The organism is Pseudomonas sp. xss_4, from assembly GCF_043104125.1.
In the GTDB taxonomy this organism is placed as follows: Bacteria; Pseudomonadota; Gammaproteobacteria; order Pseudomonadales; family Pseudomonadaceae; genus Aquipseudomonas; species Aquipseudomonas parafulva_B.
Genome location: NZ_JBICKJ010000097.1, coordinates 1 through 16,161, shown reverse-complemented (window position 1 = coordinate 16,161; position 16,161 = coordinate 1). Strand labels below are relative to the sequence as shown.

The following is a 16,161-nucleotide window of genomic DNA, read 5'->3' as shown; positions in this document are numbered from 1 at the left end:
CTGGTCGAGATGGAAGTTCGCGACCTGCTGTCCACCTACGACTTCCCAGGCGACGACACTCCGATCATCATCGGTTCCGCTCGTATGGCCCTGGAAGGCAAAGACGACAACGAAATGGGTACTACCGCTGTCAAGAAGCTGGTAGAAACTCTGGATGCCTACATCCCTGAGCCAGTTCGTGCCGTTGATCAGCCGTTCCTGATGCCGATCGAAGACGTGTTCTCGATCTCGGGTCGTGGTACCGTTGTGACCGGTCGTATCGAGCGTGGTATCGTTCGCGTTCAAGATCCACTGGAAATCGTTGGTCTGCGTGACACCACCACCACCACCTGCACCGGTGTTGAGATGTTCCGCAAGCTGCTGGACGAAGGCCGTGCTGGCGAGAACTGCGGCGTTCTGCTGCGTGGTACCAAGCGTGACGACGTTGAGCGTGGCCAGGTTCTGGTCAAGCCAGGTTCGGTCAAGCCGCACACCAAGTTCACCGCAGAAGTCTATGTTCTGTCGAAAGAAGAAGGCGGTCGTCACACTCCGTTCTTCAAAGGCTACCGTCCTCAGTTCTACTTCCGTACCACTGACGTGACCGGTAACTGCGAACTGCCGGAAGGCGTTGAAATGGTAATGCCAGGTGACAACATTCAGATGACTGTTACCCTGATCAAGACCATCGCAATGGAAGACGGTCTGCGCTTCGCTATCCGTGAAGGCGGTCGTACCGTCGGCGCCGGCGTCGTAGCCAAAATTATTGAATAAGTAGTTGATTTACTTGATTGGGCCGGTATAATAGCCGGCCTGATACAGCGTTACAGGTCAGTAGCTCAATTGGCAGAGCGACGGTCTCCAAAACCGTAGGTTGGGGGTTCGATTCCCTCCTGACCTGCCATTTCACCTCGGTGTGATGGCTTTCTTCTTACAGGATCCTCCTCGATGACCCCCAAAACTGAAGCCCAAGAATCGCGTTTTGATCTGTTCAAGTGGCTGGCTGTAGTGGCTTTGGTGGTTGTTGGTGTAGTGGGTAATCAGTATTACTCTGCTGCTCCAATTCTGTACCGCGTACTCGCACTTCTTGCTCTGGCTGCTGTTGCTGGCTTTGTTGCCTTGCAGACCGCGAAGGGTAAGTCGTTCTTTACGCTGGCCAAGGAAGCGCGTACCGAGATTCGTAAAGTCGTATGGCCGACCCGCCAAGAAACCACCCAGACCACGCTGATTGTTGTGGCTGTCGTGCTGGTTATGGCTCTGCTGCTGTGGGGGCTCGATTCCCTGCTCGGCTGGGCGGTCTCCTTGATCGTAGGCTAAAGGTGCCCCGTGGCTAAGCGTTGGTATGTTGTGCATGCTTACTCGGGTTACGAGAAGCATGTGATGCGCTCCTTGATCGAGCGCGTCAAGCTGGCTGGCATGGAAGACGGTTTCGGCGAGATCCTGGTTCCGACCGAAGAAGTCGTTGAAATGCGTAACGGCCAGAAGCGCAAGAGTGAACGCAAGTTCTTCCCGGGCTACGTGTTGGTCCAGATGGAAATGAACGAAGGGACTTGGCACTTGGTCAAGGATACCCCGCGCGTGATGGGCTTTATCGGTGGTACAGCGGACAAGCCCGCACCCATCACTGATAAAGAAGCTGAGGCAATCCTGCGTCGCGTCGCCGACGGCAGTGACAAGCCGAAGCCCAAGACTCTGTTCGAGCCTGGTGAAGTGGTTCGAGTCATTGATGGTCCGTTCGCAGACTTCAATGGTAGTGTCGAAGAGGTTAACTACGAAAAGAGCCGCCTGCAGGTTGCAGTGCTTATTTTCGGTCGCTCTACGCCCGTGGAGCTCGAGTTCAGCCAGGTCGAAAAGGTCTAGGCGGACGAAGCATCCCATACCCCGCAGCCCTGTGTGCTGCGGGGTTTTGTCGTCACTGGGATAAAACGCAAGTCATCCGGGGAGCCAATAGGCGTTCGTACCCGATATTGGAGTAGCTCATGGCTAAGAAGATTCAGGCTTACATCAAGCTGCAAGTTAAGGCCGGCCAGGCCAACCCAAGCCCACCCGTTGGTCCAGCACTGGGCCAACATGGTGTGAACATCATGGAATTCTGCAAGGCCTTCAACGCCCGTACCCAGGGTCAAGAAGCCGGCCTGCCGACTCCAGTGATCATCACTGTATACAGCGACCGTAGCTTCACCTTCGAGACCAAGAGCACTCCTGCCTCGGTTCTGCTGAAGAAAGCTGCTGGCCTGACCAGTGGTTCGGCTCGCCCGAACACCGTTAAAGTCGGTACCGTTACCCGCGCTCAGCTGGAAGAAATCGCCAAGGCTAAACAAGCCGACCTGACTTCTGCTGACCTGGACGCAGCTGTACGCACCATCGCTGGCTCTGCCCGCAGCATGGGCTTGAACGTGGAGGGTGTGTAATGGCTAAGCTGACCAAGCGCCAAAAGGCAATCGCCGAAAAAATCGAAGCAGGCAAGGCCTATAACTTCGAAGAAGCGGCAACTCTGCTGGCTTCGCTGCCGGCTGCCAAGTTCGTCGAATCGTACGACATCGCGGTAAACCTCGGTGTTGACCCACGTAAATCCGACCAGGTTGTTCGTAGCGCTACCGTGCTGCCACACGGCACTGGCAAGACTGTACGTGTTGCTGTCTTCACCCAGGGTCCAGCTGCTGAAGCCGCTCTGGCTGCCGGCGCTGACCGCGTAGGTATGGACGATCTGGCTGCTGAAATGAAAGGCGGCGACCTGAACTATGACGTTGTCATCGCATCGCCTGATGCCATGCGTGTCGTAGGTCAGCTGGGTCAGGTTCTGGGCCCACGTGGCCTGATGCCTAACCCGAAGGTTGGTACCGTAACCCCAGACGTAGCCACTGCCGTGAAAAACGCCAAGGCTGGTCAGGTTCGCTACCGTACCGACAAGAACGGTATCATTCACACTTCCGTAGGCAAAATCGGCTTCGAAGCCGGCAAGCTGAAGGAAAACGTTGAAGCGCTGATCGCTGACCTCAAGCGTATCAAGCCAGCTTCTTCGAAAGGTATCTACGTCAAGCGCGTTACCCTGAGCACCACCATGGGCCCAGGTCTGGTCATCGACCAGAGCTCGCTGGACGTGTAAGAACATGGTGGTGTGACCTGTCACGCCACCAGCAAAAATTGGGGTCCCTGCCTGGCGGGGGCTATCCAAGACCGTAGGCGGCGCAAGCCTTAAAACACCAGCCCACGCAGATGGTGCTCCCGATTCGTTACCGAATCAGACACCAAAACGACATCCGGCTTCGGCCAGATGAAACGGTAAAAACCAGGAGTAAACCCGTGGCAATTAAACTCGAAGACAAGAAGGCCATCGTCGCTGAAGTCAACGAGGCTGCCAAAGTCGCTCTGTCCGCTGTCGTGGCCGATGCCCGTGGTGTGACTGTAAGCGCAATGACCGGACTCCGTAAAGAGGCCCGCGAAGCTGGCGTATACGTGCGTGTCGTACGTAACACCCTGCTCAAGCGCGCTGTTGAAGGCACCGAATTTTCGATCCTCAACGATGCGTTCAAAGGCCCGACCCTGATTGCTTTCTCCAACGAACACCCGGGCGCTGCTGCCCGTCTGTTCAAAGAGTTCGCCAAGGGTCAGGACAAGTTCGAGATCAAGGCAGCTGCGTTTGACGGCAATTTCATTGCAGCGAACCAGATCGACGTGTTGGCTACCCTGCCGACCCGCGACGAAGCTATTGCGAAACTGATGAGCGTGATCCAAGGCGCTACCAGCAAGCTGGCTCGTACTCTGGCAGCCATTCGCGACCAGAAAGAAGCTACCGCTGCCTAAGGCAAGCGAAACTCTTTCAAAATCATTCGTTTAATTTGATGGCTGCGTAGGCTGTCACCCCAATACAGGATTTAAGTCATGTCCCTGACTAACGAGCAAATCATCGAAGCAATCGGCCAGAAAACCGTTCTGGAAGTTGTTGAGCTGATCAAAGCTATGGAAGAAACCTTCGGCGTTACCGCTGCTGTTGCCGCTGCTGGCCCAGCTGCTGCTGCTGCCGTTGTTGAAGAGCAGACCGAGTTCAACGTTGTTCTGGTTGAAGCTGGCGACAAGAAAGTGAACGTGATCAAGGCCGTTCGCGAACTGACCGGTCTGGGCCTGAAAGAAGCCAAAGAGAAAGTCGATGGCGCTCCTCAGGTTGTAGCTGAAGGCGTTTCGAAAGAAGCCGCTGAAGACGCTAAGAAGAAGCTGGAAGAAGCAGGCGCTAAAGTCGAGCTGAAGTAATCTCGACCTTGCGACGCCAGTCCGAGCGTTGAGCAAAGGGCTGATGGCTGGTGGCTTATGCCACCGGCCTTTTTCCGTTATTGGCGGTCGGTCAGGCCGGCCCCGATAACAAGCTGCAAGACACCCATGTGGGTGGCGCAAACCAAGGGTTTGCACGATTTTCTGGCTGCTCCCGCCGGGAGAAGCCAAACAAGCAGGTGACCAAGCTGGGGAACGCTGATGGCTTACTCATACACTGAGAAAAAACGTATCCGCAAGGACTTTAGCAAGTTGCCGGACGTGATGGATGTGCCTTACCTCCTGGCCATCCAGCTGGATTCGTATCGCGAATTCCTGCAAGCGGGAGCATCCAAGGATCAGTTCCGCGACGTCGGTCTGCATGCGGCCTTCAAATCGGTATTCCCGATCATCAGCTACTCCGGCAATGCTGCCTTGGAGTACGTAGGCTATCGCCTGGGCGAACCCGCCTTCGATGTGAAGGAATGTGTCCTGCGTGGCGTGACCTTCGCGGTCCCACTGCGGGTCAAGGTGCGCCTGATCATCTTCGACAAGGAATCGTCGAACAAAGCGATCAAGGACATCAAAGAGCAAGAAGTCTACATGGGTGAAATCCCCCTGATGACTGAGAACGGTACCTTCGTAATCAACGGTACCGAGCGTGTGATCGTTTCCCAGCTGCACCGCTCGCCGGGTGTATTCTTCGACCACGACCGTGGCAAGACTCACAGCTCGGGCAAGCTGCTGTACTCCGCTCGCATCATTCCATACCGCGGCTCCTGGTTGGACTTCGAGTTCGATCCTAAGGACTGCGTATTCGTGCGTATCGACCGTCGCCGCAAACTGCCGGCTTCGGTCCTGCTGCGCGCGCTGGGCTACAGCACTGAAGAAGTGCTGAACACCTTCTACACCACCAACGTGTTCCATGTTTCCGGCGAGAACCTCAGCCTTGAACTGGTGCCACAGCGTCTGCGTGGTGAAGTCGCGGTCATGGACATCCATGACGAGAATGGCAAGGTCATCGTCGAGCAAGGCCGCCGCATCACTGCGCGCCATATCAATCAGCTCGAAAAAGCCGGTGTCAAACAGCTCGACGTGCCAATGGAATACGTCCTGGGCCGTACGACTGCCAAGGCCATCGTGCACCCTGCAACCGGCGAGATCATTGCCGAGTGCAACACCGAGCTGACGACCGAACTGCTGGTCAAAGTCGCCAAGGCACAGGTTGTCCGTATCGAGACCCTGTACACCAACGACATCGATTGCGGTCCGTTCATCTCCGATACCTTGAAGATAGACACCACCAGCAACCAATTGGAAGCTCTGGTCGAAATCTATCGCATGATGCGTCCAGGTGAGCCGCCGACCAAGGATGCTGCCGAAACCCTGTTCAACAACCTGTTCTTCAGCGCCGAGCGTTACGACCTGTCCGCCGTCGGCCGCATGAAGTTCAACCGTCGTATCGGTCGCACCGAAATCGAAGGTTCGGGCGTGCTGAGCAAGGAAGATATCGTCGAGGTTCTGAAGACTCTCGTCGATATCCGTAACGGCAAAGGCATCGTCGACGACATCGACCACCTGGGTAACCGTCGCGTACGTTGCGTTGGTGAAATGGCCGAGAACCAGTTCCGTGTAGGCCTGGTGCGTGTCGAGCGCGCGGTCAAGGAACGTCTGTCGATGGCTGAAAGCGAAGGCCTGATGCCTCAGGACCTGATCAACGCCAAGCCGGTAGCGGCGGCGGTGAAAGAGTTCTTCGGTTCCAGCCAGCTTTCGCAGTTCATGGACCAGAACAACCCGCTCTCCGAGATCACCCACAAGCGCCGTGTTTCCGCACTCGGCCCTGGCGGTCTGACCCGTGAGCGTGCTGGCTTCGAGGTGCGTGACGTACACCCGACCCACTACGGCCGCGTGTGCCCGATCGAAACCCCTGAAGGTCCGAACATCGGTCTGATCAACTCCCTGGCTGCGTATGCTCGCACCAACCAGTACGGCTTCCTGGAAAGCCCGTACCGTGTGGTGAAGGAAGGCGTTGTCAGCGACGACATCGTATTCCTGTCTGCCATCGAAGAGGCCGATCACGTGATCGCCCAGGCTTCGGCCGCGATGAACGACAAGAAGCAGCTGATCGATGAGCTGGTCGCTGTGCGCCACCTGAACGAATTCACCGTCAAGGCGCCGGAAGACGTCACCCTGATGGACGTTTCGCCCAAGCAGGTAGTTTCGGTCGCTGCGTCGCTGATCCCATTCCTGGAGCACGACGACGCCAACCGTGCACTGATGGGCTCGAACATGCAGCGTCAGGCTGTACCAACCCTGCGTGCCGACAAGCCGCTGGTAGGTACCGGCATGGAGCGCAACGTTGCCCGTGACTCCGGTGTCTGCGTGGTTGCTCGCCGCGGTGGCGTGATCGACTCGGTCGACGCCAGCCGTATCGTGGTCCGTGTAGCGGATGACGAAGTGGAAACCGGCGAGGCAGGTGTAGATATCTACAACCTGACCAAGTACACCCGTTCGAACCAGAACACCTGCATCAACCAGCGTCCGCTGGTGAGCAAGGGTGACATGGTACAGCGCGGCGATATCATGGCCGATGGCCCGTCCACCGACATGGGTGAGCTGGCGCTGGGTCAGAACATGCGCATCGCGTTCATGGCATGGAACGGCTTCAACTTCGAAGACTCCATCTGCCTCTCCGAGCGCGTCGTTCAGGAGGATCGCTTCACCACGATCCACATCCAGGAACTGACCTGTGTGGCCCGTGACACCAAGCTTGGCCCAGAAGAGATCACTGCAGACATCCCGAACGTGGGTGAGGCTGCGCTGAACAAGCTGGACGAAGCCGGTATCGTTTACGTCGGTGCTGAAGTTGGCGCTGGCGATATTCTGGTCGGCAAGGTAACGCCAAAAGGCGAAACCCAGCTCACCCCTGAAGAAAAACTGCTGCGCGCGATCTTTGGCGAAAAAGCCAGCGACGTTAAGGACACTTCCCTGCGCGTACCGACCGGTACCAAGGGTACTGTCATCGACGTTCAGGTCTTCACCCGTGATGGCGTCGAGCGTGACAGCCGTGCGCTGGCCATCGAGAAGATGCAGCTCGACGAGATCCGCAAGGACCTCAACGAGGAATTCCGCATCGTCGAAGGCGCAACCTTCGAGCGTCTGCGCTCTGCGTTGGATGGTCAGGTGGTCGACGGTGGTGCAGGCCTGAAGAAAGGCACTGTCATCACTGATGAAGTCCTCGCCGGTCTGGAGCACGGTCAGTGGTTCAAGCTGCGCATGGCCGAAGATGCACTGAACGAGCAGCTGGAAAAGGCTCAGCAGTACATCGTCGACCGTCGCCGACTGCTGGACGACAAGTTCGAAGACAAGAAGCGCAAGCTGCAACAGGGCGATGACCTGGCACCAGGCGTTCTGAAGATCGTCAAGGTCTACCTGGCAATCCGCCGTCGCATCCAGCCGGGTGACAAGATGGCCGGTCGTCACGGTAACAAAGGTGTTGTCTCGGTGATCATGCCGGTCGAAGACATGCCGCATGACGCCAACGGCACGCCGGTCGATGTCGTACTGAACCCGCTGGGTGTACCTTCGCGTATGAACGTGGGTCAGATTCTGGAAACCCACCTGGGCCTCGCGGCCAAGGGTCTGGGTGAAAAGATCGATCGCATGATCGAGGAGCAGCGCAAAGCCGCAGAGCTGCGCGTGTTCCTGACCGAGGTCTACAACGAGATCGGTGGTCGTCAGGAAAGCCTCGACGAGTTCAGCGATGAAGAAATTCTCGCCCTGGCTCATAACCTGAAGAAAGGCGTGCCAATGGCAACGCCCGTGTTCGACGGTGCGAAAGAGAGCGAGATCAAGGCCATGCTGAAGCTGGCCGACCTGCCTGAGAGCGGCCAGATGGTGCTGTTCGATGGCCGTACCGGCAACAAGTTCGAGCGTCCTGTGACCGTTGGTTACATGTACATGCTGAAGCTGAACCACTTGGTGGACGACAAGATGCACGCGCGTTCCACTGGTTCTTACAGCCTGGTTACCCAGCAGCCGCTGGGTGGTAAGGCACAGTTCGGTGGTCAGCGTTTCGGGGAGATGGAAGTGTGGGCGCTGGAAGCATACGGCGCGGCATACACCCTGCAAGAAATGCTCACAGTGAAGTCGGACGACGTGAACGGCCGTACCAAGATGTACAAGAACATCGTGGATGGCGATCACCGTATGGAGCCGGGCATGCCCGAGTCCTTCAACGTGTTGATCAAAGAGATCCGTTCGCTCGGTATCGATATCGATCTGGAAACCGAATAACACGTGACGTGAAGGGGAGTGGGGCAGGCAGTGCCCGCTCCCTGCTCCGCCAGGAGGAAAGGCCTTGAAAGACCTACTGAATTTGCTGAAAAACCAGGGTCAAGTCGAAGAGTTCGACGCCATCCGCATCGGTCTGGCGTCACCAGAGATGATCCGTTCGTGGTCGTTCGGTGAAGTTAAGAAGCCGGAAACCATCAACTACCGTACGTTCAAACCAGAACGTGACGGCCTGTTCTGCGCCAAGATCTTTGGCCCAGTCAAGGACTACGAGTGCCTGTGCGGTAAGTACAAGCGGCTCAAGCATCGCGGCGTTATCTGCGAGAAGTGCGGCGTTGAAGTTGCCCTCGCCAAGGTCCGTCGTGAGCGCATGGCTCACATCGAGCTGGCTTCGCCGGTCGCACACATCTGGTTCCTGAAGTCGCTGCCGTCCCGTATCGGCTTGCTGATGGACATGACCCTGCGTGATATCGAGCGCGTGCTCTACTTCGAGAGCTACGTCGTAATCGACCCAGGCATGACTACGCTTGAAAAAGGCCAGTTGCTCAACGACGAGCAGTACTTCGAAGCGCTGGAAGAGTTCGGTGACGATTTCGACGCCCGCATGGGTGCCGAGGCTGTCCGCGAGCTGCTGCACGCTATCGACCTGGAGCACGAGATCGGCCGCCTGCGTGAAGAGATTCCGCAGACCAACTCGGAAACCAAGATCAAGAAGCTGTCCAAGCGCCTGAAGCTCATGGAAGCCTTCCAGGGCTCCGGCAACCTGCCTGAGTGGATGGTCCTGACCGTCCTGCCAGTGCTGCCGCCGGACCTGCGCCCGCTGGTACCGTTGGATGGCGGCCGCTTCGCGACCTCCGACCTGAACGACCTGTACCGTCGGGTGATCAACCGTAACAACCGTCTCAAGCGCCTGCTGGATCTGTCGGCGCCGGACATCATCGTGCGCAACGAAAAGCGCATGCTGCAGGAAGCGGTCGACGCCCTGCTGGACAACGGCCGTCGTGGTCGCGCCATCACTGGTTCGAACAAGCGTCCGCTGAAGTCCCTGGCCGACATGATCAAAGGTAAGCAAGGTCGCTTCCGTCAGAACTTGCTCGGTAAGCGTGTGGACTACTCCGGCCGTTCGGTAATTACCGTAGGCCCGACCCTGCGTCTGCACCAGTGCGGTCTGCCGAAGAAGATGGCCCTCGAGCTGTTCAAGCCGTTCATTTTCGGCAAGCTGGAAATGCGTGGTCTGGCGACCACCATCAAGGCTGCCAAAAAGATGGTCGAGCGCGAACTGCCAGAGGTGTGGGACGTTCTCGCCGAAGTGATTCGCGAACACCCCGTGCTGCTCAACCGTGCACCGACCCTGCACCGTCTGGGTATCCAGGCCTTTGAGCCGGTACTGATCGAAGGTAAGGCCATCCAGCTGCACCCGCTGGTCTGCGCCGCGTACAACGCCGACTTCGACGGTGACCAGATGGCCGTTCACGTGCCGCTGACGCTGGAAGCCCAGCTCGAAGCGCGTGCACTGATGATGTCGACCAACAACATCCTGTCGCCAGCCAACGGTGAGCCAATCATCGTTCCGTCGCAGGACGTCGTGTTGGGTCTGTATTACATGACCCGTGAGGCCATCAACGCCAAGGGCGAGGGTCGTGTGTTTGCCGACCTGCAGGAAGTCGACCGCGTATTCCGCGCCGGCGAAGCTGCCCTGCACGCGAAAATCAAGGTTCGTATCAACGAGACCGTGAAAGAACGTGATGGCAGCGTCACCAAGAACACCCGTATCGTCGACACCACTGTTGGCCGTGCGCTGCTGTTCCAGGTTGTACCTGCTGGCCTGCCTTACGATGTCGTCAACCAGCCAATGAAGAAAAAGGCGATCTCCAAGCTGATCAACCAGTGCTACCGCGTGGTTGGTCTGAAAGAGACCGTCATCTTCGCTGACCAGCTGATGTATACCGGTTTCGCCTACTCGACCATTTCCGGTGTTTCCATCGGTGTGAACGACTTCGTCATCCCGGATGAGAAGGCCCGCATCATCGGTACTGCTACCGATGAAGTGAAGGAAATCGAAAGTCAGTACGCCTCCGGCCTGGTAACCCAAGGCGAGAAGTACAACAAGGTCATCGACTTGTGGTCCAAGGCGAACGACGAAGTGTCCAAGGCGATGATGGCCAACCTCTCGAAAGAGAAGGTCATTGATCGCGAGGGCAATGAAGTCGACCAGGAATCGTTCAACTCGATGTACATGATGGCTGACTCGGGTGCGCGTGGTTCTGCAGCCCAGATCCGTCAGCTGGCCGGTATGCGTGGCCTGATGGCCAAGCCGGATGGCTCCATCATCGAGACGCCTATCACCGCGAACTTCCGTGAAGGTCTGAGCGTACTTCAGTACTTCATCTCGACTCACGGTGCTCGTAAGGGTCTGGCGGATACCGCACTGAAGACTGCTAACTCCGGTTACCTGACGCGTCGTCTGGTAGACGTGGCGCAGGACCTGGTGGTGACCGAGATCGACTGCGGTACCGACCAAGGTCTGGTCATGACCCCGCACATCGAAGGCGGCGACGTTGTCGAGCCGCTGGGTGAGCGTGTTCTGGGCCGTGTGATCGCCCGGGACGTGTTCAAGCCAGGCACCGAGGACGTCATCGTTCCTGCCGGTACGCTGGTAGACGAGAAGTGGGTCGAGTTCATCGAGCTGAACAGCATCGACGAAGTGGTCGTGCGTTCGCCGATCAGCTGCGAAACCCGCTTCGGTATCTGCGCCAAGTGTTACGGCCGTGACCTGGCGCGCGGTCATCAGGTGAACATCGGTGAAGCGGTCGGCGTCATTGCCGCCCAGTCCATCGGTGAGCCTGGTACCCAGCTGACCATGCGTACGTTCCACATCGGTGGTGCTGCAAGCCGGACCTCGGCTGCTGACAGCGTTCAGGTGAAGAATGGCGGTATGGTACGTCTGCATAACCTGAAGCAGGTTGAGCGCGCAGACGGTAACCTGGTTGCCGTATCGCGTTCGGGCGAGTTGGCCATTGCCGACGAATTCGGTCGTGAGCGTGAGCGTTACAAGCTGCCGTACGGCGCTGTGATTTCGGTCAAGGAAGGTGACAAGGTCGAAGCTGGCGCCATCGTCGCCAAGTGGGACCCGCACACCCACCCGATCGTGACCGAGCTCAAAGGTACCGTGACCTTCGTGGGCATGGAAGAAAACATCACCATCAAGCGTCAGACCGATGAGCTCACCGGCCTGACCAACATTGAAGTGCTGGACGTCAAGGATCGCCCTGCCGCAGGCAAGGAAATCCGTCCGGCCATCAAGATGGTGGATGCCTCTGGCAAGGACCTGTACCTGCCGGGTACCGATGTACCTGCCCAGTACTTCCTGCCGGCCAATGCCCTGGTTGGCGTAGCCGACGGTGCCCAGATCGGTGTCGGTGACGTTATTGCGCGTATCCCGCAAGAAACGTCCAAGACCCGTGACATCACCGGTGGTCTGCCACGTGTTGCCGACTTGTTCGAAGCGCGTCGTCCGAAGGAAGCGTCGATTCTGGCTGAAGTCAGCGGTACCATTGCCTTCGGTAAAGAGACCAAGGGCAAGCGTCGCCTGGTGATCACGCCGACCGACGGTAGCGATCCGTACGAAGAGCTGATTCCGAAGTGGCGTCACCTGAACGTCTTCGAGGGTGAGCAGGTGAACCGCGGCGAAGTTATCTCCGACGGCCCGAGCGATCCGCACGACATCCTGCGTCTATTGGGTGTCAGCGCACTCGCCAAGTACATCGTCAACGAGATTCAGGACGTTTACCGTCTGCAAGGCGTTAAGATCAACGACAAGCACATCGAGACCATCCTGCGCCAGATGCTGCGCAAGGTCGAGATTTCCGAGTCGGGCGATTCCAGCTTCATCAAGGGCGACCAGATGGAACTGACTCAGGTACTGGTAGAGAACGAGCGTCTCGCCGGCGAGGACAAGTTCATCTCCAAGTTTACCCGTGTGCTGCTGGGTATCACCAAGGCGTCGCTGTCGACCGAGTCGTTTATTTCCGCGGCTTCCTTCCAGGAAACTACACGCGTATTGACCGAAGCGGCCGTAACTGGCAAGCGCGACTACCTGCGTGGTCTGAAAGAAAACGTGGTCGTGGGTCGTTTGATCCCGGCCGGTACCGGTCTGGCTTACCACAGCGAGCGCAAGCGTCGCCGTGATGCAGACAAGCCGCTGCGTGTGAGCGCCAGTGAGGTGGAAGCCGCACTGACCGAAGCACTGAACTCCAGCGGTAACTGAGTACAGGGCAGGGCCCCGGTTGACCCCGAATGGTTGTCGGCGACATGAAATGTTGCCGATGATCGGGCGGGGAGGGCCGGGGCCTTGTCTTGACTGGGTGCAAGATCCTCTTTAGACTTTTGTACCCTTAAATTTGGTGAGGCTCCGTCTCGCCAATTTTTGGCTTTCTTGCAAGACAATAGAGTCGCAAGACAATCAGTGGAGCTAGTAGATGGCAACTATCAACCAGCTGGTACGTCAGCCGCGTAAGCGTTCGGTCGAGAAGTCCGACGTTCCTGCGCTGCAGAACTGCCCGCAACGTCGTGGCGTGTGCACCCGCGTGTACACCACTACGCCGAAAAAACCTAACTCGGCACTGCGTAAAGTATGCCGTGTGCGTCTGACCAACGGTTTCGAGGTTTCCTCGTACATCGGTGGTGAAGGCCACAACCTGCAAGAGCACAGCGTCGTCCTGATCCGTGGCGGCCGTGTAAAAGACTTGCCAGGTGTTCGTTACCACACCGTTCGCGGCTCTCTGGATACTTCGGGCGTTAAAGGCCGTAACCAGGGTCGTTCGAAGTACGGTACCAAGCGTCCGAAGTAATCGGCCGTTTGCAGACATCCATTTTTTTGAGTCGATAAGAGTAAGGTCGGGCGGGGGTCGTAGACCCAGGTCCCGGGCTAACCTGAAGACCGTTTGAGGGCTTATCATGCCAAGACGTCGTGTAGCAGCAAAACGTGAGATCCTTGACGATCCTAAGTACGGATCGCAGATTCTCGCCAAGTTCATGAACCACGTGATGGAAAGCGGCAAAAAGGCTGTAGCCGAGCGCATCGTTTATGGTGCCCTGGATACCGTCAAAGCACGCAAGAACAGCGACCCCCTGGAAATCTTCGAGAAAGCTCTCGACGCCATCGCTCCGCTGGTCGAAGTAAAGTCCCGTCGTGTCGGCGGTGCCACTTACCAGGTCCCGGTTGAAGTTCGTCCATCCCGTCGTAACGCTCTGGCCATGCGCTGGCTCGTAGACTACGCCCGCAAGCGCGGCGAGAAGTCGATGGCTCTGCGCCTGGCTGGCGAGCTGCTGGATGCTGCCGAAGGCAAGGGTGCTGCAGTCAAGAAGCGTGAAGACGTGCACCGTATGGCTGAAGCCAACAAAGCGTTCTCGCACTACCGCTTCTAATTCAAGCATCAATTACTTTGCGAGGGCTTTATGGCTCGTACTACAGCAATTAACCGCTACCGTAACATTGGTATCTGTGCCCACGTTGACGCGGGCAAGACCACCACTACCGAGCGGATCCTGTTCTACACAGGTCTGAGCCACAAGATGGGCGAGGTGCATGATGGCGCCGCGACCACCGACTGGATGGTGCAGGAGCAGGAGCGCGGTATCACCATTACCTCCGCTGCCGTTACCACCTTCTGGAAAGGTTCCGTTGGTCAGTACGACAACTACCGCGTAAACGTCATCGATACCCCCGGCCACGTTGACTTCACCATTGAAGTAGAACGTTCGCTGCGCGTACTCGACGGCGCGGTCGTTGTGTTCTGCGGCACCTCCGGTGTCGAGCCTCAGTCCGAAACCGTATGGCGTCAGGCCAACAAGTACGGTGTTCCACGTGTTGTTTACGTGAACAAGATGGACCGTGCCGGTGCCAACTTCCTGCGTGTCGTAGGTCAGATCAAGAACCGTCTGGGCCACACCCCGGTTCCGGTTCAGCTGGCCATCGGTTCGGAAGATAACTTCCAGGGTCAGGTCGACCTGATCAAGATGAAGGCTATCTACTGGAACGACGACGACAAGGGCACCACCTACCGCGAGGAAGAAATTCCTGCGGACATGCTTGAGCTGGCTCAAGAGTGGCGCAACAACATGGTTGAAGCTGCTGCTGAAGCCAACGAAGAGCTGATGAACAAGTACCTGGAAGGCGGTGAGCTCACCGTTGACGAGATCAAGGCAGGCCTGCGCGCGCGCACCCTGGCCAGCGAGATCGTTCCAGCTGTTTGCGGTTCGTCGTTCAAGAACAAGGGTGTTCCCCTGGTTCTCGACGCCGTCATCGACTACCTGCCTGCTCCTACCGAGATTCCTGCCATCCAGGGTATCAACCCGGACGACAAGGATCTGGACAAGGAAGACCCGGCTGTTCGTAAAGACGAGCGTCACGCTGACGACAACGAACCCTTCTCGGCCCTGGCGTTCAAGATCGCGACCGACCCGTTCGTAGGTACTCTGACCTTCGTTCGTGTCTACTCGGGTGTTCTGAGCTCCGGCGACTCCGTGATCAACTCGGTCAAAGGCAAGAAAGAGCGCGTTGGTCGTATGGTGCAGATGCACGCCAACCAGCGTGAAGAGATCAAGGAAGTGCGCGCTGGTGACATCGCCGCCCTGATCGGTATGAAAGACGTGACCACCGGTGAAACCCTGTGCAACGCCGATCATCCAATCATCCTTGAGCGTATGGACTTCCCTGAGCCGGTAATCTCCCTGTCCGTCGAGCCGAAAACCAAGGCCGACCAGGAGAAGATGGGTATCGCACTGGGCAAGCTGGCCCAGGAAGACCCGTCGTTCCGCGTCAAGACCGACGAAGAAACCGGCCAGACCATCATCTCCGGTATGGGTGAGCTGCACCTGGACATCCTCGTTGACCGCATGAAGCGCGAATTCAACGTCGAAGCCAACATCGGTAAGCCTCAGGTTTCGTACCGCGAGAAGATCACCAAGTCCAACGTCGAGATCGAAGGCAAGTTCGTTCGTCAGTCGGGTGGTCGTGGTCAGTTCGGTCACTGCTGGATCCGTTTCTCGGAGCCGGAAGTGGACGAAAAAGGCAATATCACCGAAGGTCTGGTGTTTACCAACGAAGTCGTTGGTGGTGTGATTCCGAAGGAGTTCATCGCCCCGATCCAGAAGGGTATCGAAGAGCAGATGAAGAACGGCGTTGTTGCCGGCTATCCTCTGATCGGCCTGAAGGCCACGGTATTCGACGGTTCGTACCACGACGTCGACTCCAACGAAATGGCGTTCAAGATCGCTGCATCGATGGCAACCAAGCAGCTGGCCCAGAAGGGTGGCGGCGTGGTTCTCGAGCCGATCATGAAGGTCGAAGTTGTAACCCCGGAAGACTACCTGGGTGACGTGATGGGTGACCTGAACCGTCGTCGTGGTCTGGTACAGGGTATGGATGAGTCGGTCTCTGGCCGCGTCGTCCGCGCTGAAGTTCCGCTCGGGGAAATGTTCGGTTACGCGACCGACGTTCGTTCCATGTCTCAGGGTCGCGCAAGCTACTCCATGGAATTCTCCAAGTACGCTGAAGCTCCGTCGAACATCGTCGAAGCTCTCATTAAAAAACAAGGCTGATTCAGCCCCTTTAGGCTAGGAGTTCACTGTCGTGGCTAAAGAAAA

The 16,161-nt window shown here is 57.4% G+C and carries 12 protein-coding genes and 1 tRNA gene; all 13 read left to right on the top strand.

The genetic code is table 11. The features are described from left to right. On the top strand, positions 1-750 hold a 750-nt coding region (locus ACF8GB_RS22345; protein ID WP_256576302.1), incomplete at its 5' end, for an EF-Tu/IF-2/RF-3 family GTPase. A gap of 54 nt (positions 751-804) precedes the next feature. Then, positions 805-880: transfer RNA gene (locus tag ACF8GB_RS22340), tRNA-Trp, on the top strand. A gap of 44 nt (positions 881-924) precedes the next feature. After that, positions 925-1,293 (top strand): preprotein translocase subunit SecE, encoded by a 369-nt coding sequence (gene secE, locus ACF8GB_RS22335; RefSeq protein WP_027915747.1) that lies wholly within the window; start codon positions 925-927, stop codon positions 1,291-1,293. A gap of 9 nt (positions 1,294-1,302) precedes the next feature. Further along, positions 1,303-1,836: a transcription termination/antitermination protein NusG gene (gene nusG / locus ACF8GB_RS22330; protein ID WP_003255501.1), complete on the top strand. Its 534-nt coding sequence runs from the start codon at positions 1,303-1,305 to the stop codon at positions 1,834-1,836. Between the two features lie 119 nt (positions 1,837-1,955). Continuing rightward, entirely contained in the window at positions 1,956-2,387 is a 432-nt protein-coding gene (gene rplK, locus ACF8GB_RS22325) for a 50S ribosomal protein L11 (RefSeq protein WP_027915748.1), read from the top strand. Next, complete coding sequence (rplA, locus tag ACF8GB_RS22320; protein ID WP_027915749.1) at positions 2,387-3,082, top strand: 50S ribosomal protein L1; 696 nt, start codon at positions 2,387-2,389, stop codon at positions 3,080-3,082. Before rplK ends, rplA begins: the two co-directional genes overlap by 1 nt. Positions 3,083-3,279: 197 nt before the next feature. Further along, positions 3,280-3,780: a 50S ribosomal protein L10 gene (rplJ, locus tag ACF8GB_RS22315; protein WP_016715872.1), complete on the top strand. Its 501-nt coding sequence runs from the start codon at positions 3,280-3,282 to the stop codon at positions 3,778-3,780. Between the two features lie 78 nt (positions 3,781-3,858). Next, complete coding sequence (rplL, locus tag ACF8GB_RS22310) at positions 3,859-4,224, top strand: 50S ribosomal protein L7/L12 (protein WP_003255496.1); 366 nt, start codon at positions 3,859-3,861, stop codon at positions 4,222-4,224. A gap of 219 nt (positions 4,225-4,443) precedes the next feature. Beyond that, positions 4,444-8,517, top strand: coding sequence for a DNA-directed RNA polymerase subunit beta (rpoB, locus tag ACF8GB_RS22305; protein WP_058639905.1), 4,074 nt, complete (start codon positions 4,444-4,446; stop codon positions 8,515-8,517). Between the two features lie 64 nt (positions 8,518-8,581). Beyond that, positions 8,582-12,781 carry a DNA-directed RNA polymerase subunit beta' gene (gene rpoC, locus ACF8GB_RS22300; protein WP_058606002.1) on the top strand — a complete coding sequence of 1,400 codons (4,200 nt, stop codon included), beginning with the start codon at positions 8,582-8,584 and terminating at the stop codon, positions 12,779-12,781. Between the two features lie 211 nt (positions 12,782-12,992). Continuing rightward, entirely contained in the window at positions 12,993-13,364 is a 372-nt protein-coding gene (gene rpsL, locus ACF8GB_RS22295) for a 30S ribosomal protein S12 (protein ID WP_003255492.1), read from the top strand. Positions 13,365-13,470: 106 nt separating this feature from the next. Further along, positions 13,471-13,941, top strand: coding sequence for a 30S ribosomal protein S7 (gene rpsG / locus ACF8GB_RS22290; protein ID WP_003246741.1), 471 nt, complete (start codon positions 13,471-13,473; stop codon positions 13,939-13,941). 30 nt (positions 13,942-13,971) lie between these two features. Beyond that, positions 13,972-16,116 (top strand): elongation factor G, encoded by a 2,145-nt coding sequence (gene fusA, locus ACF8GB_RS22285; RefSeq protein WP_058606003.1) that lies wholly within the window; start codon positions 13,972-13,974, stop codon positions 16,114-16,116. The last annotated feature ends 45 nt before the right edge of the window (positions 16,117-16,161 follow it).

Excerpts from the sequence above, each read along its gene's own strand:
- secE (WP_027915747.1), top strand. The coding sequence starts at position 925 with ATGACCCCCAAAACTGAAGCCCAAGAATCGCGTTTTGATCTGTTCAAG.
- rplK (WP_027915748.1), top strand. The coding sequence starts at position 1,956 with ATGGCTAAGAAGATTCAGGCTTACATCAAGCTGCAAGTTAAGGCCGGC.
- rplA (WP_027915749.1), top strand. The coding sequence starts at position 2,387 with ATGGCTAAGCTGACCAAGCGCCAAAAGGCAATCGCCGAAAAAATCGAA.
- rplL (WP_003255496.1), top strand. The coding sequence starts at position 3,859 with ATGTCCCTGACTAACGAGCAAATCATCGAAGCAATCGGCCAGAAAACC.
- rpoB (WP_058639905.1), top strand. The coding sequence starts at position 4,444 with ATGGCTTACTCATACACTGAGAAAAAACGTATCCGCAAGGACTTTAGC.
- rpsL (WP_003255492.1), top strand. The coding sequence starts at position 12,993 with ATGGCAACTATCAACCAGCTGGTACGTCAGCCGCGTAAGCGTTCGGTC.
- rpsG (WP_003246741.1), top strand. The coding sequence starts at position 13,471 with ATGCCAAGACGTCGTGTAGCAGCAAAACGTGAGATCCTTGACGATCCT.
- fusA (WP_058606003.1), top strand. The coding sequence starts at position 13,972 with ATGGCTCGTACTACAGCAATTAACCGCTACCGTAACATTGGTATCTGT.